General features: G+C 44.4%; 22 protein-coding genes. 19 read left to right on the forward strand and 3 right to left on the reverse strand.

Going from position 1 to position 20,357, the window contains the following annotated elements; all coding sequences use genetic code 11:
* The first annotated feature begins 57 nt into the window (after nt 1–57).
* The 5 genes from DFR58_RS03275 to DFR58_RS03295 all read left to right on the forward strand — a co-directional run bounded on the left by DFR58_RS03275 (nt 58) and on the right by DFR58_RS03295 (nt 4,924).
* Nucleotides 58–1,281: a D-alanyl-D-alanine carboxypeptidase family protein gene (locus tag DFR58_RS03275; RefSeq protein WP_114296385.1), complete on the forward strand. Its 1,224-nt coding sequence runs from the start codon at nt 58–60 to the stop codon at nt 1,279–1,281.
* Between the two features lie 116 nt (nt 1,282–1,397).
* Nucleotides 1,398–2,711, forward strand: a complete 1,314-nt coding sequence (gene lysA, locus DFR58_RS03280; RefSeq protein ID WP_114296386.1) for a diaminopimelate decarboxylase — start codon at nt 1,398–1,400, stop codon at nt 2,709–2,711.
* 52 nt (nt 2,712–2,763) lie between these two features.
* The gene (locus DFR58_RS03285; RefSeq protein WP_114296387.1) at nt 2,764–2,958 is read left to right on the forward strand and encodes a hypothetical protein; all 195 of its coding nucleotides are present in this window, start codon (nt 2,764–2,766) and stop codon (nt 2,956–2,958) included.
* 111 nt (nt 2,959–3,069) lie between these two features.
* Complete coding sequence (locus tag DFR58_RS03290) at nt 3,070–4,473, forward strand: peptidyl-prolyl cis-trans isomerase (RefSeq protein ID WP_114296388.1); 1,404 nt, start codon at nt 3,070–3,072, stop codon at nt 4,471–4,473.
* Nucleotides 4,474–4,507: 34 nt separating this feature from the next.
* Nucleotides 4,508–4,924 (forward strand): secondary thiamine-phosphate synthase enzyme YjbQ, encoded by a 417-nt coding sequence (locus tag DFR58_RS03295; protein WP_114296389.1) that lies wholly within the window; start codon nt 4,508–4,510, stop codon nt 4,922–4,924.
* Between the two features lie 88 nt (nt 4,925–5,012).
* Here the strand turns inward: DFR58_RS03295 and DFR58_RS03300 are convergent, their stop codons facing one another.
* The gene (locus DFR58_RS03300; RefSeq protein WP_114296390.1) at nt 5,013–5,897 is read right to left on the reverse strand and encodes a DUF2680 domain-containing protein; all 885 of its coding nucleotides are present in this window, start codon (nt 5,895–5,897) and stop codon (nt 5,013–5,015) included.
* Between the two features lie 192 nt (nt 5,898–6,089).
* On the opposite strand from DFR58_RS03300, the gene DFR58_RS03305 reads away from it, so the two are divergent.
* From DFR58_RS03305 to DFR58_RS03315, 3 genes are read left to right on the forward strand one after another with little or no spacing between them, the layout of a single operon-like run.
* Nucleotides 6,090–6,467 (forward strand): GntR family transcriptional regulator, encoded by a 378-nt coding sequence (locus DFR58_RS03305; RefSeq protein WP_114296391.1) that lies wholly within the window; start codon nt 6,090–6,092, stop codon nt 6,465–6,467.
* A 35-nt stretch (nt 6,468–6,502) separates the two neighbouring features.
* Entirely contained in the window at nt 6,503–7,381 is an 879-nt protein-coding gene (locus DFR58_RS03310) for an ABC transporter ATP-binding protein (RefSeq protein ID WP_242987393.1), read from the forward strand.
* Nucleotides 7,371–8,063 (forward strand): ABC-2 transporter permease, encoded by a 693-nt coding sequence (locus tag DFR58_RS03315; RefSeq protein WP_114296393.1) that lies wholly within the window; start codon nt 7,371–7,373, stop codon nt 8,061–8,063. The genes DFR58_RS03310 and DFR58_RS03315 overlap by 11 nt, the downstream gene beginning before the upstream one ends.
* 39 nt (nt 8,064–8,102) lie before the next feature.
* Here DFR58_RS03315 and DFR58_RS03320 read toward each other — a convergent pair whose 3' ends face one another.
* Both DFR58_RS03320 and DFR58_RS03325 read right to left on the reverse strand, forming a co-directional pair.
* On the reverse strand, nt 8,103–9,158 hold the full coding sequence (locus DFR58_RS03320) for an HAAS signaling domain-containing protein (RefSeq protein WP_114296394.1): 1,056 nt from the start codon (nt 9,156–9,158) through the stop codon (nt 8,103–8,105).
* Nucleotides 9,151–9,498, reverse strand: coding sequence for a PadR family transcriptional regulator (locus tag DFR58_RS03325; protein ID WP_114296395.1), 348 nt, complete (start codon nt 9,496–9,498; stop codon nt 9,151–9,153). Before DFR58_RS03325 ends, DFR58_RS03320 begins: the two co-directional genes overlap by 8 nt.
* 242 nt (nt 9,499–9,740) lie before the next feature.
* Between DFR58_RS03325 and DFR58_RS03330 the strand changes: the two genes are divergently transcribed.
* The 11 genes from DFR58_RS03330 to DFR58_RS03380 all read left to right on the forward strand — a co-directional run bounded on the left by DFR58_RS03330 (nt 9,741) and on the right by DFR58_RS03380 (nt 20,295).
* The gene (locus tag DFR58_RS03330; RefSeq protein WP_170138013.1) at nt 9,741–10,403 is read left to right on the forward strand and encodes a Crp/Fnr family transcriptional regulator; all 663 of its coding nucleotides are present in this window, start codon (nt 9,741–9,743) and stop codon (nt 10,401–10,403) included.
* A gap of 81 nt (nt 10,404–10,484) precedes the next feature.
* Entirely contained in the window at nt 10,485–11,243 is a 759-nt protein-coding gene (locus DFR58_RS03335; protein WP_114296397.1) for a nucleotide-binding protein, read from the forward strand.
* Entirely contained in the window at nt 11,236–12,498 is a 1,263-nt protein-coding gene (locus tag DFR58_RS03340; RefSeq protein WP_114296398.1) for a nitrogenase component 1, read from the forward strand. Before DFR58_RS03335 ends, DFR58_RS03340 begins: the two co-directional genes overlap by 8 nt.
* A gap of 5 nt (nt 12,499–12,503) precedes the next feature.
* The gene (locus DFR58_RS03345) at nt 12,504–13,691 is read left to right on the forward strand and encodes a nitrogenase component 1 (protein ID WP_114296399.1); all 1,188 of its coding nucleotides are present in this window, start codon (nt 12,504–12,506) and stop codon (nt 13,689–13,691) included.
* Between the two features lie 129 nt (nt 13,692–13,820).
* A complete protein-coding gene (locus tag DFR58_RS03350) occupies nt 13,821–15,005 on the forward strand; it encodes an ABC transporter substrate-binding protein (RefSeq protein ID WP_114296400.1) in 1,185 nt (394 codons plus the stop codon).
* Nucleotides 15,002–16,018: a FecCD family ABC transporter permease gene (locus tag DFR58_RS03355; RefSeq protein WP_114296401.1), complete on the forward strand. Its 1,017-nt coding sequence runs from the start codon at nt 15,002–15,004 to the stop codon at nt 16,016–16,018. Before DFR58_RS03350 ends, DFR58_RS03355 begins: the two co-directional genes overlap by 4 nt.
* Nucleotides 16,015–16,839, forward strand: a complete 825-nt coding sequence (locus DFR58_RS03360) for an ABC transporter ATP-binding protein (RefSeq protein WP_114296402.1) — start codon at nt 16,015–16,017, stop codon at nt 16,837–16,839. The genes DFR58_RS03355 and DFR58_RS03360 overlap by 4 nt, the downstream gene beginning before the upstream one ends.
* A gap of 91 nt (nt 16,840–16,930) precedes the next feature.
* On the forward strand, nt 16,931–17,128 hold the full coding sequence (locus tag DFR58_RS22100; RefSeq protein WP_114296403.1) for a hypothetical protein: 198 nt from the start codon (nt 16,931–16,933) through the stop codon (nt 17,126–17,128).
* 65 nt (nt 17,129–17,193) lie between these two features.
* Entirely contained in the window at nt 17,194–18,462 is a 1,269-nt protein-coding gene (locus DFR58_RS03370) for an extracellular solute-binding protein (protein ID WP_114296404.1), read from the forward strand.
* A gap of 118 nt (nt 18,463–18,580) precedes the next feature.
* The gene (locus DFR58_RS03375) at nt 18,581–19,462 is read left to right on the forward strand and encodes a carbohydrate ABC transporter permease (RefSeq protein ID WP_114296405.1); all 882 of its coding nucleotides are present in this window, start codon (nt 18,581–18,583) and stop codon (nt 19,460–19,462) included.
* A 2-nt stretch (nt 19,463–19,464) separates the two neighbouring features.
* Entirely contained in the window at nt 19,465–20,295 is an 831-nt protein-coding gene (locus DFR58_RS03380; protein WP_114296406.1) for a carbohydrate ABC transporter permease, read from the forward strand.
* The last annotated feature ends 62 nt before the right edge of the window (nt 20,296–20,357 follow it).

Below are 20,357 nucleotides of genomic sequence, written 5' to 3' on the forward strand. Positions count from 1 at the left end.
TACCGAGAATACCCGGTGCATAACATTAATTAGTGTAAAATACCGGAGGGATCTCTCATGATGAATTTCAGGTTAAAAAAGCCGGCATTATGTTTTATGATAATAACTTCTTTAATTTTTGTCCCGCCTCTTACGCCTGCCCTTGCGGATGCCGATGTGGAGGCAAGCAGTGCAGGCGCGGCAAACGCGGCGGCTGTACCGCAGCTTGACGCCAAGGCCGCTGTGCTTATTGACGGAATGTCCGGCAATACGCTGTTTGAAAAAAACAGTAATGAAAAGCTGCCCATAGCAAGCGTAACAAAAATAATGACTATGCTTCTTATAATGGAGGCAATTGACGGGGACAAGATACAGTTTGACAACAATGTACGCGTTTCCGATCACTCTTATAATATGGGCGGTTCTCAGGTATGGCTTAAGCCGGGAGAGGAGTTTACAGTTAAGGAAATGATGAACGCCGTTGCAATTCACTCTGCCAATGATGCCGCTGTAGCTCTTGCCGAGTTCATTTCGGGGAGCGAGGAGGTTTTTGTGGCGGAGATGAATAAGAAAGCGGCTGACCTTGGAATGAGGGATACAAAATTCCTTGACTGCACAGGACTAACGGACGAAGGGCACTACAGCAGTGCGCGGGATATCGCTGTAATGTCCCGTGAGCTTTTGTCAAAGCACCCGTCCATAATAGATTTTACAAAGACATGGCATGCAATGTTCAGAGAGAAGGATGCTGAGCATAAGGTTTCTCTGGATAACACCAATAAGCTTATAAGACATTATAACGGCACCATAGGACTTAAAACGGGCTTTACCTCAAAGGCCGGGCATTGCCTGTGTGCTGCGGCGGTAAGAAACGATTTGACGCTTATATCGGTTGTGCTTGGAGAGAGAGACTCAAACACACGCTTCGCAGAATCAAAGAAGCTGCTTGACTATGGCTTTTCAAACTATGAGATAATGCAGGTAAGCCAAAAGGGTGAGGAAATAGCGACGGTTGATGTTAAAAAAGGGATAGAGTCAAATGTCCGGGGCGTGCTGAAGGAGGATGTAAAGCTGCTTATTAAGAAGGGAGAAAAGGGTGAGCTTGAGAAGAAGACAGAAGTTGATCCCAATGTGGAGGCCCCTGTTAAGGCAGGGCAAAAAATAGGAGAAATAATATATTTCATGTCGGGAAAGGAAATAGGAAAGGCTGAGATAGCGGCTGAAAATGATGTCGAGAGGGCATCCTTTGCAAAGCTGTTTTCCATGATGATGGTGTCGTGGTTCAGCCTTGGAAGAAGGTAGCATGGGCCGCCCTTTTTGAAGCATGTTGTTTTGCAGGAATTGTTCTTGACGCTTGCAAAAAATAATGTTACCATAATTACGTAAATTGATTAGTAACGTAATTGGGTGGTGAAAAGATGTTTGTATCGGATTGTTTGAAAACTAATGAGCTGGGGCATCTTGAAATAGGGGGATGTGACTGCACCGAGCTTGCAAGGGAATACGGAACCCCGTTATATGTCATGGACGAAGGCTTAATACGCGGCAATTGCAGGGCATATAAGGGAGCTATGGATAAATACTACGGCGGAAACGGAATGGTGCTTTTTGCAAGCAAGGCCTTCTGTACCATGGCAATGTGCAGAATAGCACAGCAGGAGGGCCTAGGGCTTGATGTTGTTTCGGGGGGAGAGCTGTACACCGCTTTAAAGGCAGGCTTTCCTATGGACAGGGTTTACTTTCATGGAAACAATAAGACTATAGAGGAAATAGAGCTTGCCATTGACAGCGATATAAAGAGAATAGTAGTAGACAATAAGGAGGAGCTTCTTAAGATTAATGCCGTTGCTGCCCAAAAGGGAAAAACGGCGGATGTATCCTTTCGGATAAAGCCCGGAATAGATGCTCATACTCATGATTTTGTAAGGACAGGGCAAATTGATTCCAAATTTGGGGTTGCACTGGAAAACGGCGAGGCTCTTGAGATAGTGAGCATGGCATGTGGACTAAGCAATATAAGGGTTGCAGGCGTGCATTGCCATATAGGCTCCCAGATATTTGACCTTAAGCCGTTCGAGCTTGCGGCCCAAGTGATGCTGCAATTTATAGCTCTGGTCAAGGAAAGGCTGGGGCTTGAGATAGAAGAGCTGAACCTTGGCGGAGGCTTTGGAATAAAATATATTCCGCAGCATGACCCAATTGAATATGAAAGCTATATAGAGTCTGTTTCAAAAACAGTAAGAGATCTTTGTGAGGATATGAAAATAAAGCAGCCGTTTATGGTAATGGAACCGGGGAGGTCTATCGTAGGACCGGCAGGCATAACCCTTTATACCGTAGGTGCCGTAAAGGACATAAAGGATGTAAGAAAATATGTTTCTGTAGACGGGGGTATGTGTGACAACCCCAGATACGCTCTGTACCAGTCGGAGTATGACAGTGTGCTGGCCAACAGGGCTGATGCTCCCAAAGCTCAGAAGCTGACAGTTGCGGGAAAATGCTGTGAGTCGGGGGATATACTGATAAAGGACATCCATATGCCGGAGATAAAGGAGGGCGACCTCCTTGCGGTGCTCGCCACAGGGGCATATAATTATTCCATGTCCAGCAATTACAACAGAATACCGAGGCCTCCCGTTGTGCTGGTAAAGGATGGCAGATACAGACTGATTGTAAAAAGAGAGGATTTTGAGGATATCATAAGGAATGATATAATTCCCGAGGATTTATAGTACCGGCAGCGACAGATAAACTCCGGCTTTTGTACCTGAGGGGGCGAAATACGTGAACAAACGTTTCTTGAATACGGTGGTACTTGCGTTTTTAGGCTATTGGAGCTATGTTATATGGAATGGTATGGAAAATGGAGACTTTAAGGCACTCAGAATTGTAAGTCTGGTATTAATGTTGTCCGGCATTCTTCTGTTAATGCTGAGCAAGTTCAGAAGCCATTTAAGGGAACTTAAGAAGAAATTTTAAATAAGCTTTTTTATTACAAAAGCGCGTATTCTTTTGTAGTATATTCTGGTATAATTAGTTATAAGCATGTACCATGTGCTTATAACTAATTTTATGTCTGGAGTGTGTTAAATGAAAAAAGTATTGTGTACAATCATCAGCTTCATCATGCTGCTTGCACTGGTGGGGCAAACATACGCCGAACCGGCGCAGCAAGGGCAAAGCAGCATTAAATGCAATATCAATACAGCGTCCATAGTGATTAACAATACCGTTTCCAATCTAGCTACAATTACGTATAAGCAAAGGGTTTATGTTCCTTTAAAGGACATATCGGCGTATTTTAACAGCAGCTTTGAAATTGACAAGGCTGGCGTAATTATTAATATCAGTACAGCTGACACAGGAAAATCAGCGATTCCCTCTGCCGGAAGGCCTTCGCCAAGGATGGGGGCTGTCATAGACGCAGGCATTGACAGCTATAAGATAAGGGCTGACGGGCTGGATCAGTATATGAGATCAATAACCTATAATGGTGTTATATATGTTCCCGTAAGGTATTTTGCTGAGATATTTGACTGGAGTGTGGAGCCTAAAGCCGACGGCAATATATTGCTGAACCCCAAAACAGACATAATAGGGTCTGTAAACGGTGAGAAAATCTCCAAAAGCCAGTTTGACTATTATTATAACGGTATATTGCGGCAGGCTGGAGGCAGTCAGGGTGAGATAACAGAGGAGTATAAGGCGCAGCTCAAGCAGGAAGTGTTTGACTATCTGGTCAGCTTGAGGCTTTGGGAGCAAAAGGCAAAGGAAAATGAAATAGCTGTCGGGGAAGAGGACTTGCGAAAAATAAACTCGGAGGAGATAGACCCTGTTGTAAGAAATTATCAGGGGATAGACAATTTACGTGAAGCACTTGCGGAAGAGGGCTTATATTTTCATCAGGTGGTGCTGCAGACAAAATATAGCTACATAGCGAATAAGGTTTCCGCTGAGCTTTCTGCCTCGGTGCAGTCTGCGGAGGACGAAATAAAGGCTTACTACGATAAGAATACAATAAACTATACACAGCCTGAAACGTTAAGGGCAAAGCATATTTTGATATCAACGCTTGACGAACAGAGAAATCCTTTCGACGCAGAAAAGAAGGCGCTGGCGAAGGCAAAAGCCGAGGATATACTTAAAAAAATAAACAGCGGGGGAGACTTTGACGAGCTTATGAAGGAGAATTCCCAAGACCCCGGGCTGGCAAGCTACCCCGACGGGTATCCTTTCGGCAGAGGAGAAATGATTAAAGAGTTTGAGGATGCCGCCTTTGCTCTTAAAGTTGGAGAGATGAGCGGGCTTGTAGAGACACATTATGGATACCATATAATAAGGCTTGAGGAAAGGGTGCCGGAGAAGGTAGTTGCTTATGAGGACGTAAAGGAATCAATAAGGATGCAGCTCGACATGACAAAAAAGCAGCAGTATATTGATGAAATGATGAATGCGTGGATTGCTGAAAGTGAAATAAAAAACAATATTAAATAGGGCACAATATGAAAATATTGCAGGTGATATAAAAATGAAAAGCTATAGAAAAGAATTATGGTTTGAAACAAGAAAAAGAAGAGAGTTTATAAACATAACGCCTGAGCTTGAGAGGTGCATCAATGAGAGTGGAATTAAGGAAGGACTGCTTTTATGCAACGCAATGCACATTACCTCCAGCGTGTTTATAAATGATGATGAAAGCGGGCTTCATAAGGATTTTGAGATATTCTTAGAGAAGGTTGCCCCTGAAAAGCCTTATGATCAGTATTACCATAACGGGTTTGAGGATAACGCCGACGCCCATATAAAGCGCACTATAATGGGGCGCGAAGTGGTTGTGGCCATTACCGCAGGGCGGCTTGATTTCGGGCCGTGGGAGCAGGTGTTTTACGGGGAATTTGACGGCAAGAGAAGCAAGCGTGTGCTGGTAAAAATAATAGGGGATTAAACGCATAGCCATATGAATTAGGATATAGACGATATAAAAAGGAGGGGAATTTTCCACCTCCTTTTTATATCGGACATTATTGTAAGCCTTAATTGGCACTGTTGCCGGCATTTGGCTTGCCGGGTGCGTTATTCCTGCGGCCTTCAATATGGGGTTTCCTTATATCCTTCAAGGCTTTGAAGCCGTTTTCTTCTATAGACTTAAGCCTCTCGTCAATATTTTGGATGCAGGTCTTTCCCTGTTCAGCAGTTATTGCACCGTTGGAAACCATAGTGTTTACCAATTCCTTTTGAATATCGGACAGCCTTGTATAAAAGGATGTCAGCAGCTCCTTCTGGGCATCGGTAAGCTTTGAGGCATCAATGTGTTCTATTCCTGAAAGGTTAAGCCCGCCGGGACCCCTTATTCCAAAGCCCTTTTTATCGGAGGAATCAGTGTCTTGGGATGCAGCTTCTGCTCTTTTAAGAACGGTGCTGCCCTGCTCCTCAGTTATCAAGCCTTGAGAAATCATCTTGTCAATAAACTCCTTTTGAAGAGAGGCTATTTTTTCAGAAGCCTTGGTTACTGCGGATTTTTGTTCATCGGTGAGCGCGGAAAGATTAATTCCACTCAGAAAACTGGCATCGCCGCGATTTGCTACCCTGCCAAATCCTTTTCCTCCCATTCCCATAATTCCCGGAGGCATGAAGCATTTACCGGATTCAAGCATTTTATCAATTTTTTCGATTGCCTTATCTGCCTGCTCCTGAGTCATTGAACCGTTGGAAACCATCTTTGCTATGTACTCCTTCCGCAGGCTGGCCAGCTTAGCGGAAAATTCCTCCATGTCCGATTTTTGCTGCTCTGTAAGCTCTACGGCAGCAGCCCTCTCTTTTTTGCCGGAGGATGAATCGGAAGCGGCTGCAAAAGCAGAAAAGGGTATTACAACAGCGGCGACAATTGCCGTTAAAACAACCAGCGTTTTTATTTTCACTATATACACCTCCTTTCTTTATTTAATGAAACCATTCTACACTTTTAGTATGTGGATTGGGTGTTGAGAGTATGAAAATTCTATGAATTTTATATGAACAATGAAATGAGGATTGACACTGTATATATACAGTGGTATTCTGTATATATAACATTGTGCACAGTTGTTTTATTCAGATTATGAGGTGATATATTGTTTATTGCTTTGTCAAACAGCGATCCGGCTCCGCTGTATCAGCAGATAAAGAAGCAGGTAGTTGAACAGATTATGAACGGCAAGCTTCCTCCGGGATATTCTCTGCCCTCCATAAGAGCCCTTGCAAGGGAGCTTGAGATAAGCGTAATCACCGTAAAGAAGGCCTATGAGGACATGGAGGCCGGAGGCTATATTGTCACAAGGCCGGGAAAAGGCTCTTGTGTGGCAGAGGCGGGTGCGGAATTTGTAAGAGAAATTAAGCTTAAGGACATAGAGGAAAGCTTTCGCGCCGGTATTGACGGGTGCAGGGCTATGGGCATGGAGGATGAAGAGATCATAAGGAATTTCGGAATCATTTTAAATGAAAAATTATAAGAGCTTTTTATGAGAGGGTGTTACTTGTGGAAGATATGCTTTTAAAGGTTGAAGGACTTTGTAAAAAATATAGTAAATTTTCCTTGGAGAAGATCTCCTTTGGCATACCCAAGGGCTATATAATGGGATTTGTAGGTCAGAATGGAGCGGGAAAAAGCACCACTATAAAGTGCATAATCGATCTCATACCCTATGAAAGCGGAAACATTCAGGTTGCGGGCTTAGACAGCAAAAGGAATTCTGTTGAAGTAAAGCAGCATATAGGGTATGTGAGCGAGGAGCAGTATTTTTACGAGGAAATGACTGCAGAGTGGACGGGCGGATTTATAGGAGGCTTTTATTCAAACTGGGATAAGGCTTATTTTGATAAGCTGCTCTGTGATTTTAACATAGACAGAAAGAAAAAAATAAGAGAGCTGTCAAAGGGAATGAAAACAAAGCTGTCTCTTGCCCTTGCCTTTGCGCACAGGCCACAGTTGCTGATACTGGATGAGCCCACATCGGGGCTTGATCCGGTTGCAAGGAGCGAGTTGCTTGAAATACTGTCAGATATGCTGCAAAACGGCGACTGCTCTATTTTATTTTCATCTCATATAACCTCGGATATAGAGAAGATAGCGGATTATGTAACTATTATAAACAAGGGGAAAATAATACTAAGCGAACAAAAGGATGATATACTGAATAACTGGAAGGTCATTAAGGCTGAGAACGGATTATACAGTGAGGAGGTATGCAAGGGCCTCATAGGAATTAAAAAGGGTGAGCTGGGCTTTAGCGGTATCACCGATAAGGTTGAGCATTTTTCCGAGCAATTTAGGAGGATAAATCCCAAGGGGAAGTTTAAGACTGAAAAAGTAAACCTTGATGAGCTGCTGGTTAGACTGGTGAAGGAGGGTGAATATGGTGCTTAAGTTGGTTTTAAAGGATTTTGCCGTACAAAGGAATATTTTAAAAAGATACCTTGCGAGCTCTGTTATTCTGGCAGTACTTTTCTGGATTCTAGGAATGAAGGAGTTTGCGCTTGGAATGGCAATGTTTCCTGTGATTTACGGATTCCTTAACGGAGCGCTGTATGCCGATGAAAAAAATAATACCTTAAGGACTCTTGTCTGCCTGCCTGTCAGAAAAGAGCAGATAGTATATGCAAGATATATAAGTGTATTTATTATGACCGCTATAGTAACAGCCATTTTCTTTATTTATGGAATGGTGGCTATGGGAGAGATACCGGCAGGTGGAGGAGCAAGCCTGAACGGAGGTATTTTTGTAATTCTGATGTCCTCGGTATTTATGATAATGATATCAATATACCTCCCATTGGCGTTTAAGCTTGGCTATATAAAGGCGGCGGGAATAAACAGGTTTGTTATGATTGCTTTTTTCGGAGCGGTGTCTGCCTTTGGGGTATTGATAGGCAATATTTATGAAACAGGGAAGCTACCCTTGGCGGTGACTGATGCCGTAAACCGGCTGTCTCAGCTCTCAGCCCCTTTATTGCTTTTACTGCTTTTTTGTGCAAGTATGCTTATATATTTTGTTTCGATGAAGCTTTCGGTAAGATTTTTTAAAGCACGGGATTTGTTTGCAAATTAGAGGGAGCGGAACGCCACAGGGGGCGTTCCGTACGAGCGATCATCGTAGGGAACGTCCCCCGTGGCGTTCCTCTCCCCTAAACGTTTTGTAAATCGCCTTAATGCATTCTGTCAGTGAGCACACTACAATAATCAGAGAAATAAAAACAATTACCGGATTTATTTCTCCCGTCCCTACAAAACGCAGTAAGTCAAAGCTACCCCACTCAAAACCTCGTACAAAGGCCGCAAACTCTGTGCTGAACAAATCTGGCCTGTTTATTAAATACACCAAAATAACCATGCTTACTATATTGCTTACTATTACTGCACCGCAAACAAGAGGAGCCCACTGCCTATGCTTAATTTTGGCAATACATTCTAATATACCAAATATAGCCATTATGACAATTGCGGGAATGCAGCCTGCAAGGAATTCCGGGCTGAAAAGGCTTTGAACCTGAATATCGCCGCTTTGAATCATAAAGGCAACAGGAAATATCCCAAGGCACAGCAAAATAGCTGCGGCAGAAAACACAACTGTAACTGCCAGCTCAGTAATGCTGTCGGATAAAGGGATTCTGTTTTTATTGATATGGGGCATTTCCGGCAAGTCCTCTATTTTCCATTCCCGCTCTCTGTTTTTCCCGGCTTTGACGCTGGTTCGCTCGGCAATAACAAAACCTGCTGTCGTCCAGAAAAGGGCTTGAAAAATAGCGGATAACCCTAGAGAAATACCTTTGGAAAGGACTTTGCTTATCATATAAGAGAAATAAGACAAATCACGGGAGTAATATTGAATGACATCAATAATCCCCAAAATCATGCCTATAACCAGAGCTATTCCACCCACCATGGGAAGGATCCATTTCAGCGCACGCACATAGTCGTCATAAATTGACGGAGATATAAGGTATCGTGGTTTTTGACGGTATTTCTCCGCTAATAAGGCGGGTGAACCTAATTCATACAAAACGGATCTTATCTCATTTTCTCCGGCACTATCCGGCAGCATGTCATAAATGTTGGATTTCAGCTCCTTGCTGACTTCATCCCGGTCTTTCTCAGGAAGGCGACGTATCACATCATAAATATACCGTTCAATTAAATTATCCATTGTGTTCATCCTTTCCGCAAATGGCTTCTATGCTTTTTTGCATTTTTTCCCATTCTGCCAATAATTCATTATATACCATACTTCCTTTTTCACTTAGGGTATAGTACTTTCTCGGCCTACTCTCACTGGTGTCCCATTCGCTGGCGAGCAACCCCTGATTTTCAAGCCGGCGTAAAAGAGGATATAGTGTGTTTGCCTCAATGTCTATTTGCTTCTGCTGTATTGTCTGAAGCAATGCATAGCCGTAATGCGGCTGCTTTAAGCAGCCCAAAACCGCCAGGGTTAAGCTGCCGCGGCGGAGCTCTGTAATAAGGTTTTGGACTTGATCGTTTTCAGGCATTATATCACCTCGTTATTATTAATATTATTATACTGTGTGACACACAATATTGTCAATAATAATTTATTGTACGATGAGAGTGTAATTTAAAATGCAGGAAATGCCCCGCGTATTAGCACAATATATTGTCCTTTTAGAGTACCAAATGAGACGGATATGAAAAATAAAATAATTGATTTTTTAAGGTGGTTATGTTACCATAAACAATAAGTTAGACTATGCTAACTGGTGAGAGGTGGCAGATGATGCAGTTTGAAGAGATGAAAAAAATTCTTATGCAAACGGATTTGTTTAAAGACTTGCCCGATATAGAGCCGCGCAACATGTTTTACAGGCGGTATAAAAATGGCCAGCAGGTTGCAAGAATTATAAACAGCCGTCAATGCATAGGGGTGGTTGCATCAGGCTGCGTGAATGTGTATAGCATTGCCTGCGACGGCAGTGAAATAAATATTAATATTATTAAGCCGGGTACTGTGTTTGGGATTTGCAGCATTTTTTTGCCCAATCAAATTGAAGCTTTCTTAAAATGCAGTAAGGATACGGCGGTGGTGTACCTGCCCAGAGAAGCATTTTTGAATATGCTGTACCAATCGCCCGTTCTCTTGGAGCGCTATGGAGTTATGTGCAGTGAAAAAATACAAGCCTTAATGAGGAGAATTGAAATTTTAAGTATGCAGTCTTGCCGCTGCAAGCTGATACACTATCTCTTTTCTTGTGAAAAATCAGGTGAGGTGGTAAAGCTGCCATGCTCAAAGGAGCAGTTTTCAAAAATACTTGGCATTAGCCGTTCTGCTCTGTTCCGCGAGTTTTCATATTTCCAGAGGGAAGGGCTTATAGCCGTTAACGGCTCCCGCATAAGAATCAAGGACAAGGGCGGGCTGGCAAAGGCGTTGTACCAGTGATGATTTCACCAAATGCAGAAGAAGTGTTTAGTTTTACTGTTTGTTATCTATATAAAATTTTAATGACTGGAAGTGAATCATTTGATAAAAGTTGCAATTTATGGTAAGGGTGGCATCGGAAAATCCACTACTACCGCAAATCTTTCCGCATCTTTGGCTGCAAAGGGCTATAATGTAATGCAGATTGGGTGTGATCCAAAGGCCGACTCTACTAAAAATTTGATGGACGGCCACAGAATTCCCACTGTACTTGATCAGATTAAGGAAAAGGGGGATAGGCTTAAGCTTGAGGATATCGCGTTCAGAGGCTTTGCAAGCACCGTATGCGTTGAATCGGGCGGGCCCACTCCCGGCATCGGCTGTGCAGGGCGCGGAATTATCACCGCCTTTAATAAGCTGGAGCAATTAAATGCATACGAAGTGTTTAAGCCGGATATTGTATTCTATGATGTTTTGGGGGATGTTGTGTGTGGGGGCTTTGCCATGCCAATCCGCGGGGGCTATGCAGACTATGTCTTCATTGTTACCTCAGGTGAAATGATGTCGCTTTATGCTGCGGCCAATATCTCTCATGCAATCCAAAACTTTGGAAACCGCGGGTATGCCAGATTTTCGGGAATTATTTTGAATTCCAGAAATATTGACAATGAACTGGAGTTGGTGCAAAGGGCAGCTCGGGAGATGAATACAGATATTGTAAAGGTGCTTCCCCGCAGCCACTATGTCCAGAGCGCCGAGAACGAAGGCAAAACGGTAATTGAGGCATTTCCGGAATGCAGTATGGCAAGGGAATATGATGAGCTTGCCGACAGAGTGATGGGGGTGTGCTGTCATGTGTGATTGCGGAATTTTTTCCTCCTCCCTTCAGTATGTTACTCCGGCGCATGGAGGGTGGGGTGTTGTACGCGTAGGTATGCTTGCACCTGAAAGCTACCAGCTTTTTGTATGTCCCTTTGCATGTGGGCGGCACGGTGCATTGGGCGCTATTAAGCATGGTTTGAAAGACCGTATTTCGTATTTCTATATAGACCAGAGCGATATCATCAGCGGCTACGACGATTTGATTCTTGAAGGTGTGGATGAATTGCTGGGGCAGCTGGATAAAAGACCGAGAGTGCTTTTTGTTTTTGTAAGCTGCCTTGATGACCTGATAGGTACGGATTGTGATGCGGTGGAGCAGGAATTGGGCAGGCGAAACCCCGACATACAGTTTAGGCTGGCACATATGAATCCTATTACTATGGGATCTGACGAGCCGCCGCAGGTGGGCATTCAAAAAAGGATCTACAGCCTTCTTGCAAAACAGCCGAGGCAGGACAATGGCATAAACACCATAGGGAATCTGGTGGCGGTGGCTGACGGGTGCGAGCTGCATAAAATGCTCAAGCTGGAGGGAGGACAGGTACTAAGGCATATCAGCGAGTATTCGGGCTTTGATGAGTGGCAGGATATGGCGCGCAGCTCGGGGAATATTGTGCTGATGCCCTCAGGAGTGCGTGCGGCACGGGATATGCAGGAGCGCTGCGGTATTCCGTACATATTTTTACCTGTGAGCTATGACTTGGAGGTTATTGCCGGACAATACCTCAGTATTCATGAATTTATCAATTCCAGGGTGTGTGCGGCTTATGATTTTTCCTCAGATATAGCTGGAGCACAGGCGGCTATAGAGAGCGCGTTAAAAAGAATTGGGGATTTCCCAATATTTATTGACGACTCGGCGGTGATCTGCCCGTTTGGATTGGCTAAAGCACTGAATAAATATGGCTTTTGTGTCAGGCGTGTTTTCGTGCAGGAGGTTATTCCCGCCGACCGTGAGGCTTTTGAATGGGTCAGGGCAAATATGCCCGATACCGAGGTGATTCAGCCCCAGCACTATGATACCGTGAATTTTGACAGGCGCTTTGAAAAGAGCCTTGCAATTGGCTTTAACGCAGCGTATATCTCCGGCTCGCGGCATATAGTCAATGCTGTTGCTGATGAAGGAATGTTTGGCTATTACGGTGTAAAAGAACTGATGCACATGATGGAAGCCGCTATGGATACCGCGGCGGACCTGTGTGCTTTAATTGAGGATTATGGAATGGTGGTGTAAAAAGATTGAATAAGCTATGTGTAAAGCTTCCTCCCTTTTCTCCGGATTATTCGGGTGTATGCTCGGCTATTTTTGATTTGAACTGTATCGCTGTCATTCATGATGCTTCGGGCTGTACAGGAAACTACACCGGTTATGACGAACCGCGCTGGTATGGATCGCGTTCGGCGGTTTTTTGCTCGGGACTCAGGGAAATTGATGCGGTGCTGGGAGACGACGAAAAATTGATACAGAAGGTATTACAGGCTGCGGAGAGCCTCAAGCCCGACTTTATTGCTATTATAGGAAGCCCCGTTCCTATGGTGATCGGAGCTGATTTAAGGGGTATTGCAGCGGATATTGAGCTGCGCACAAAAATTCCCTGCATAGGGTTTGATACGACGGGGACAGGCTACTTTCCTGATGGTATTGCCGAAGCCTGCATTGCTCTGTTGGAGAGGTTTACCCTCAAGACAGACGAGAAGAAGCTGAGCGGAGTAAACCTGCTTGGGGTAACGCCCTTGCTTTTTGGCAGTGAAACAATTTCTTCTTTAAAGAACGTGTTGCTGCAAAATGATTTAGAGCTGGTAGCCAGCTTTTGTGAGGGACTTACCATGCAGGCTATCCAGAACGCTGCACAGGCGTCGCTGAATTTAGTGGTTTCACAGGCAGGAATACAGCCCGCCAGGTACCTTGAGAAAAAGTTCGGAATTCCATACTTGGTGGGGGCTCCGATAGGGAAGAAGGCTCAGGCTGATTGGGTAAAAAGTATTTTTAGCTGTATAGAGGAGCAGGCCACGCAATACCCCGGCAATTGCCCGGGCAATGCCGAAATTCTTATTCTGGGCGACGGGGTTTTATGCAAAGCATGGCAGATGGGACTGCAAAGTGAATTTGGAGTTGCCTCCGACTGTGGCTGCATCTTCGGTGCTGTGCCGGGCCTTTTTGGGGAAGACATGCTTGATCTGGACAGCGAGTATAAAATCAGTGAGGCAATAAACAGCGGCAAATACACAGCTGTTATAGGAGATCCGATGTTCCGCGCTCTGATAAGGCCTGATACCGAGCTGGATTTTCTGGATTACCCGATATACTGCGTTTCCAGTAAAATGAGCAATCAAAAGCAGGAGAACTGCATAGGAGAAGGGCTGAACTCATATTATCCGCATTTCACTAAAGCGGAAAGGGCGGACAGCTTGGGAAAATTAATTTAAATCAAACTATATAATTTAGGCTTTTGCATATCGGATAACGGAGGATGTAAAATAATATCCTCCAGAAATTATTTTACATTCTTTTTAGATAGTTTGCATCCTAATTTATATAAAGAAAGAGGGTTGAAAATGATAAAGCTTAACAAAAAAATTATTACTCTGGCGGTGAGCGTCGTAATTCTGCTTACTGCTCTTACAGGCTGTGCCTCAGGCCCGGCCCAATCTTCCGCCCCGCAGGCTTCTGGAAGTCAGGAGGCTAATTCGCAGGATGGCGGCGCCTCCGCACAGAAAGCGGCAGAGCGCACAGTGGTCGATCACGCGGGGAATACTGTGGTTATTCCCGCCGACATCAACCGCGTTGTAATATCCTCCATCATGCCGTTGCCTTCGGTATTCTGCTTGTTTGAGGGGGCTTCTGACAAGCTGGTGGGAATGGACCCATCGTCTATGGCGGCGGCAAAGAACTCCATTCTGCCTAAAATCTATCCTGAGGTTTTAAACGTGAGCACGGATTTTATAAAGGACGGAAGCTTGAATATTGAGGAACTTATGAAGCTTAAGCCCGACGTTGTGCTTTATTCCGCCGACAACACAGCTGACTATGAGGTGCTTTCCAAGGCAGGAATACCGGCCGTTGCGTTCAGCACCAGCAAATTCAAATTTGACACCGTAAAAACCTTTGACAATTGGGTTTCGCTCATGGGCGAGATTTTTGGGCAGCAGGAGACGGCAAAGCAAATTGCCAGCTACGGCTATGAGGTAAAGGATGAAATTACAAAGACCATTGAGAAGGCGGGGGATTCATTGAAAAGGCCAAGGGCACTGATCCTTTTCCGATATGATAACGGCTCAATCAAGACCTCCGGAAGCAACTTTTTCGGTCAATACTGGCTCGATACCACCGGTGCGGAAAATGTGGCAAAGGATCTTAAGGGCATGGCGGAAATCAATATGGAGCAGATTTACCAATGGGATCCCGAAATAATCTTTATTACAAATTTTACTCCTTATCAGCCGGAGGATCTCTATGAGAATTCTATTAATGGCTTTGACTGGAGCAGAGTAAAAGCGGTTCAGGATAAAAAGGTTTATAAATTTCCTCTCGGCATGTACAGATGGTTTCCACCGGCATCCGACACGCCTCTTTCCATTAAGTGGCTTGCCACTAAAAACCAGCCGGAGCTGTTCAAAGATCTTGATATGGACAAGGAGATAAGAGAATATTATAAGAAATTTTATAGCTACGATTTAAGCGATGAGCAAGTGGAGCAGATATTCCACCCCAGCAGCGAGGCTTCAGGACTGAAAAAATGAGTAAAATAACATTTGGCGTATACTCTAAAATTGGCCTGCTGCTGCTGCCTCTTGTAGCGGCGGTTGTATGCATAGGCATCGGACGGTATCACATCGGCATTGCCGATACCGTCCAGGTACTGCTCTCACCAGTTATAGGAAACTTAAACGATATGGATTCCACGCAGGTTTCGGTTATCTTCAGTGTACGGCTTCCGCGCATCCTTCTTGCCATGTTTATCGGCGCAGGGCTTTCAGTTTCGGGTGCGGCGTTTCAGGGGCTGTTCACAAACCCACTTGCAACACCCGATACCCTGGGTGTTGCAAGCGGGGCATCGTTTGGGGCGGCTCTGGCGCTGCTCTTTTCGGCAAATCTGCTGGTAGTCCAGATATCCGCGCTGGCTTTTGGTCTGTGTGCCATTATGCTGACCCACTTTATCAGCCAGCAAAGGGATAAAACAAATATAGTTATGCTTGTGCTGAGCGGAATGGTGGTGTCCTCTCTGTTTCAGGCACTGGTGTCTCTGGTAAAATATGTTGCCGATCCTCAGGATGTGCTGCCCGGCATTACCTATTGGCTTATGGGCAGTATGACAGGTATAAGCTATTCAAGGCTTATGCTGGGTATACCGTTTATCTTGTCAGGGACGCTTATAATATTTTTCTTAAGATGGCGGCTGAACATTATGGCACTTAGCAGCGATGAGGCAAAATCGCTGGGTATAAACGTAAAGCTGGTCCGTATACTTATAATGCTTGCCGCCACTTTTGTTACGGCCTCCTGTGTTTCAATGTGCGGGCAGGTAGGCTGGGTAGGCCTTTTAGTGCCTCATATTTCAAGGATGCTGTATGGTAGCAATAATAAAGATGTCATACCTGTCAGCATCAGCTTAGGCGCTATGTTTATGGTGATGATGGACACGGCGGCGCGCAGCGCTACGGCGGCGGAAATTCCAATATCCATTCTTACGGCGGTAATAGGGGCTCCTTTTTTTATCGCTTTACTCAGAAAGACAGGTGGTGCCAGACTATGATATTTGAAGTTAAAAACGGCTATTTTCACTACCCGCGCACCGAGCAGCAGGTGCTTCAGGATATTTCTCTTTGTGTCGGCAGCGGCAGGATACTCAGTATTCTTGGAGCGAACGGCGTGGGAAAAACTACTCTTCTGCGCTGCATGATGGGTCTGCTAAAGTGGGACAGAGGCGAAAGCCTTGTGGACGGAATACCGCTGCACCACATCCCCGGACGGGAGCTGTGGCAAAAAATTGCATATGTTCCTCAGGCCAAGAATTCGGTATTTTCATATACAGCCAAAGAGATGGTAACGCTCGGACGCTCTGCTCATTTAAAGATGTTTGAGCAGCCGGGAGCAAGGGAGCACGAGCTGGCGCTGTCATGCATGGAAGCGGTGGGAATTGTTCACCTAAGGGACAAGAAATGCAATGAGATGAGCGGCGGAGAGCTTCAGATGGTTTTAATTGCCCGTGCGCTGACTGCCGAGCCATCCATGCTTGTGCTGGATGAGCCGGAATCCAATCTGGACTTCAATAACCAGATGACGGTTCTGAGCTGCATTAAGGAGCTTTCATGCCAGCGCGGCATTTCTGTAGTCATTAATACCCATTATCCTGACCATGCGCTGCAAATTGCCGATGAAGCACTGCTTTTAAACCGCGATGGAAGCTGTGAGTATGGAAGCTGTGCAGATGTAATTACCGAAAAAAATCTGCACAGGACATTTTCGGTGCGGGTGTGTATTCGCGACGTTGATGTGGAAACACAAATATACCGCTGTGTCATTCCTGTTTCGCAAAATAAGCAGTCAAAAAAGCATATATTGAATAAAGCTTAGCAATGCCTCATACTAAAAAAGGACGCAGATGCTAATGCCATTAAGCCAACCATATTGTGACAAATAGAAATACAGCCAATTGAAAGCATATATGCTTTCAATTGGCTTATCTCTTTTCCTGACCTTTATTTTTGCTGCTTTGTCTGTCCTGCTTTGTGGTATCACTATAGATTTTATACTCGCACAAGCTATGAATAAAGAAATTGCAGGCCTAGGTAAAGAAATTACAGATACAGGTAAAAAAAATACATTCCACAATACCTGCAAAATTTTTATAATAAAATTGTAAACTAAAGTGTCATCGGTGGTGAGGCTTTCGACTTACACAAAACACAAAATAAAAGGGGGAAGTTTATGAAAAGTGCAGTAAAGAGAGCTTTAGCGGTTCTGACGGTATTAGCTGTAGCATTTTCTCTGGCGGCGTGCGGCGGGGATTCTTCAAAAGGCACTACATTGGTACTGTGGAGTATTGCGACGGAAAGTGATGCGTTTCACCCGGCTTACACTAAAGCAATAGCAGATTTCGAGGCGGCTCATGAGGGCATAAAAATTAAGCATGAAACCTTTGAAAACGAATCTTATAAGACTAAAATCAAATCGGCGGTTTCGGCAAATGAGCTCCCGGATATTTTCTTTACGTGGGGAGGCGGTTTTTCACAAGCCTTTGTTGACTCGGGAAAGGTACTTGCAATTGATAAGTATTATACCGACGAATTTAAAGCTCAGCTATCGACTGCAGCATTAGGAAATGCTACATACAACGGAAAAATATACGGCTCGGTGTATTCAACCCCCGTGTCGGTAATGTTCTATAACAAAAAAATGTTTGATAAATACAACCTGAAGGTTCCTGTCACGTTTGACGAATTGACCAATGTATGCCAGACATTTATCAGTAATAAAATACAGCCGTTTGGCATCAGCGTAAAAGACACTTGGGTACTGGCTATGTCTCATGACGCTCTGACATTGAAGTCCGCAGGACCTGAAAAGGTAAAGAGCGTTCTTACAAAACAGGGCGGAAGCTATAATGATCCTGATTTCATAGAATCGGCCAAGAAAATTAAGGAACTGGAAAGCATGGGGGCGTATCTCAAAGGAGCTACAGGCTTGACCAACGACGAAGCCAGCGCTCAGTTCTATAACGGAACAGTGCCCATGTACATTACAGGCACATGGATGGCGGGCTCTATCCAAACAGATACTGAAACTCCTGAAGATTTCGATGTGGCTCCCATTCCCGTCATCAACAGTAATAATGCCAAAATCACCGACTTCATGGGCGGCGCGTCCGATACGCTTATGGTGGCCGCATCCACAAAGAATCCTGACGTTGCGGGGAACGCCGCTTTTGAATTAACCAGAAGCATTTCAAAATATGCATACTTAGACGGCGCAGGGATTGCGGCATGGAAAGTAGACTATGACGACAGCGCGGTAAATCCTCTGACAAAGAAGTCCGCAGAATATGCAAAGGGTGCGACCTCCTTCACATTATGGTTTGATACTCTGATGGCGGCTGAGGATGCGGGAGAATACCTTGCCTTGCTTCAAGAATTGTATACAGGCAATGTAACTCCGGAGGAATTTGCCAAGCACATGGCGGATCAATTGGGGAAATAAAAAAATAATTATATGAGGGAAAAATAGTTGTGTCAAAACCTTCCTGTGAGCTATATGCTCTTATGTATTTCTCAAGGAAGGTTTTGACGTTATATGGAGTCTACAGGGGGAAAAGATTATGGACAAGGTTATGAAAAACAAAACAGCAATATTCCTGTTTATGTTTCCTGCTGCGTTATTGTTTACAACAATCATCATAATTCCGATTGTTATGTCGGGCTATTACAGCCTGTTAAAATGGAATGGGTTTACAGATGTGGATTTTATAGGACTTGGCAATTATATTGAGCTTTTTACAAGCAAATCGGCAGGTTTTCCAAGGACAATAGGGAATGTGATGCTTTTTACGGCGATGTCGGTATTTATACAATTGCCTATAGCACTGGCGTTGGCTCTGATATTGTCAAGAAAAATAAGGGGCGAGAAATTTTTTGTGGCAGTATTCTTTTTCCCGGTATTGATGTCAACGGTCGTCATTGGTCAATTATGGATGAAAATATACAATCCGGATTACGGTATCATAAACAGTGCGTTAAGGTTTTTGGGGCTTGAAAGCCTTACCCGTGTCTGGCTGGGGGATCAAAACACGGCACTGATGGCTGTATTCATCCCCATGCTGTGGCAGTACATAGGCTATCATATGCTTCTTATGTACGCGGGTGTCAAATCCATTCCGGTTGAAATGAAAGAAGCATCATATATTGACGGCGCGACGGAATTGCAAATTACAAGATACATTACAATTCCTTTATTAAAGCCTGTAATCAGAGTATGTGTTATCTTTGCGGTAACAGGTTCTTTAAAAGCGTTTGATTTGATTTATGTCTTGACAAAAGGAGGACCCGCCCATGCCAGTGAGGTGCCGAGCACCTTGATGGTCTCCATGATCTTTTTGAGAAACAGGTATGGCTTTGGAAGCTCCATTGCAATCTTTATAATTTTCATATGCTTCTTTTTTGCAATATTGATTAAAAAGATCTTTAAAACGGAGGTGGATTGACAATGGGAAGAGAAACGCTTGGCGATAAAATTATATTTGGCTTTCTATGTATTTGGGCGGCGGTTCAGATTTTCCCGTTATACTGGATGCTGACCTTTTCCTTAAAGAGCAATTCCGAAATATTCGGAGATAATATTATAGGTATTCCGAGGGAGTGGCTATGGTCCAATTATGAAGCCGCGATGACGGTGGGAAATATGGCTAAATACTTTTTAAACAGCTTTATCGTAACCGGTTGCACTGTTATTCTTACGGCTATTATCGGAATAATGGCTACCTATGGCTTGACGAGAATGGTGTGGAGGGGCCGGAAGGCGGCGAATAATTTAATTATGCTGGGGCTCACCATTCCCGTTCATGCGGCTATATTGCCGGTATTTATCGTCTTAACAAATCTCAAGATGACAAATTCATATCAGGCACTGATCGTACCCTATACGGCTTTTGCCCTTTCCATGGCAATACTGATTGGCAACAGCTTTATTGAAGGACTGCCAAAGGAGCTGGAGGAAGCGGCCTGTATCGACGGATGCAGCGTTTACGGAATTTTTGGGAGGATTGTTCTGCCTCTGATGCGTCCCGCGCTTTCCACCATTGTAATCTTTACCTTTTTAAACGCGTGGAATGAGCTGATGTTTGCAGTCATTTTCATAAGCGATTCGGCGCACCGCACGCTGCCGGTGGGCATACAAACCTTGTCGGGCTCTTATACCACAGACTGGGGCCCAATAGGAGCCGCCTTGGTCCTTGCCACATTTCCCGTTCTCATACTTTATTGCTTTATGAGCGGAAAAATACAGGAAAGCTTAATACGCGGAGCTATCAAGGGATAGGGAGAATATAAGCTGGGGCGGCATAAATATTTATGAAGAAACGGGATTCAAAATCTGCTATA

Source organism: Anaerobacterium chartisolvens (genome assembly GCF_003337415.1).
Taxonomy (GTDB): Bacteria; Bacillota; Clostridia; order Acetivibrionales; family DSM-27016; genus Anaerobacterium; species Anaerobacterium chartisolvens.

Excerpts from the sequence above, each read along its gene's own strand:
- DFR58_RS03275 (WP_114296385.1), top strand. The coding sequence starts at position 58 with ATGATGAATTTCAGGTTAAAAAAGCCGGCATTATGTTTTATGATAATA.
- lysA (WP_114296386.1), top strand. The coding sequence starts at position 1,398 with ATGTTTGTATCGGATTGTTTGAAAACTAATGAGCTGGGGCATCTTGAA.
- DFR58_RS03290 (WP_114296388.1), top strand. The coding sequence starts at position 3,070 with ATGAAAAAAGTATTGTGTACAATCATCAGCTTCATCATGCTGCTTGCA.
- DFR58_RS03295 (WP_114296389.1), top strand. The coding sequence starts at position 4,508 with ATGAAAAGCTATAGAAAAGAATTATGGTTTGAAACAAGAAAAAGAAGA.
- DFR58_RS03310 (WP_242987393.1), top strand. The coding sequence starts at position 6,503 with ATGCTTTTAAAGGTTGAAGGACTTTGTAAAAAATATAGTAAATTTTCC.
- DFR58_RS03315 (WP_114296393.1), top strand. The coding sequence starts at position 7,371 with ATGGTGCTTAAGTTGGTTTTAAAGGATTTTGCCGTACAAAGGAATATT.
- DFR58_RS03320 (WP_114296394.1), bottom strand. The coding sequence starts at position 9,158 with ATGGATAATTTAATTGAACGGTATATTTATGATGTGATACGTCGCCTT.
- DFR58_RS03325 (WP_114296395.1), bottom strand. The coding sequence starts at position 9,498 with ATGCCTGAAAACGATCAAGTCCAAAACCTTATTACAGAGCTCCGCCGC.
- DFR58_RS03330 (WP_170138013.1), top strand. The coding sequence starts at position 9,741 with ATGATGCAGTTTGAAGAGATGAAAAAAATTCTTATGCAAACGGATTTG.
- DFR58_RS03340 (WP_114296398.1), top strand. The coding sequence starts at position 11,236 with ATGTGTGATTGCGGAATTTTTTCCTCCTCCCTTCAGTATGTTACTCCG.
- DFR58_RS03350 (WP_114296400.1), top strand. The coding sequence starts at position 13,821 with ATGATAAAGCTTAACAAAAAAATTATTACTCTGGCGGTGAGCGTCGTA.
- DFR58_RS03355 (WP_114296401.1), top strand. The coding sequence starts at position 15,002 with ATGAGTAAAATAACATTTGGCGTATACTCTAAAATTGGCCTGCTGCTG.
- DFR58_RS03360 (WP_114296402.1), top strand. The coding sequence starts at position 16,015 with ATGATATTTGAAGTTAAAAACGGCTATTTTCACTACCCGCGCACCGAG.
- DFR58_RS22100 (WP_114296403.1), top strand. The coding sequence starts at position 16,931 with ATGCTTTCAATTGGCTTATCTCTTTTCCTGACCTTTATTTTTGCTGCT.
- DFR58_RS03370 (WP_114296404.1), top strand. The coding sequence starts at position 17,194 with ATGAAAAGTGCAGTAAAGAGAGCTTTAGCGGTTCTGACGGTATTAGCT.
- DFR58_RS03375 (WP_114296405.1), top strand. The coding sequence starts at position 18,581 with ATGGACAAGGTTATGAAAAACAAAACAGCAATATTCCTGTTTATGTTT.
- DFR58_RS03380 (WP_114296406.1), top strand. The coding sequence starts at position 19,465 with ATGGGAAGAGAAACGCTTGGCGATAAAATTATATTTGGCTTTCTATGT.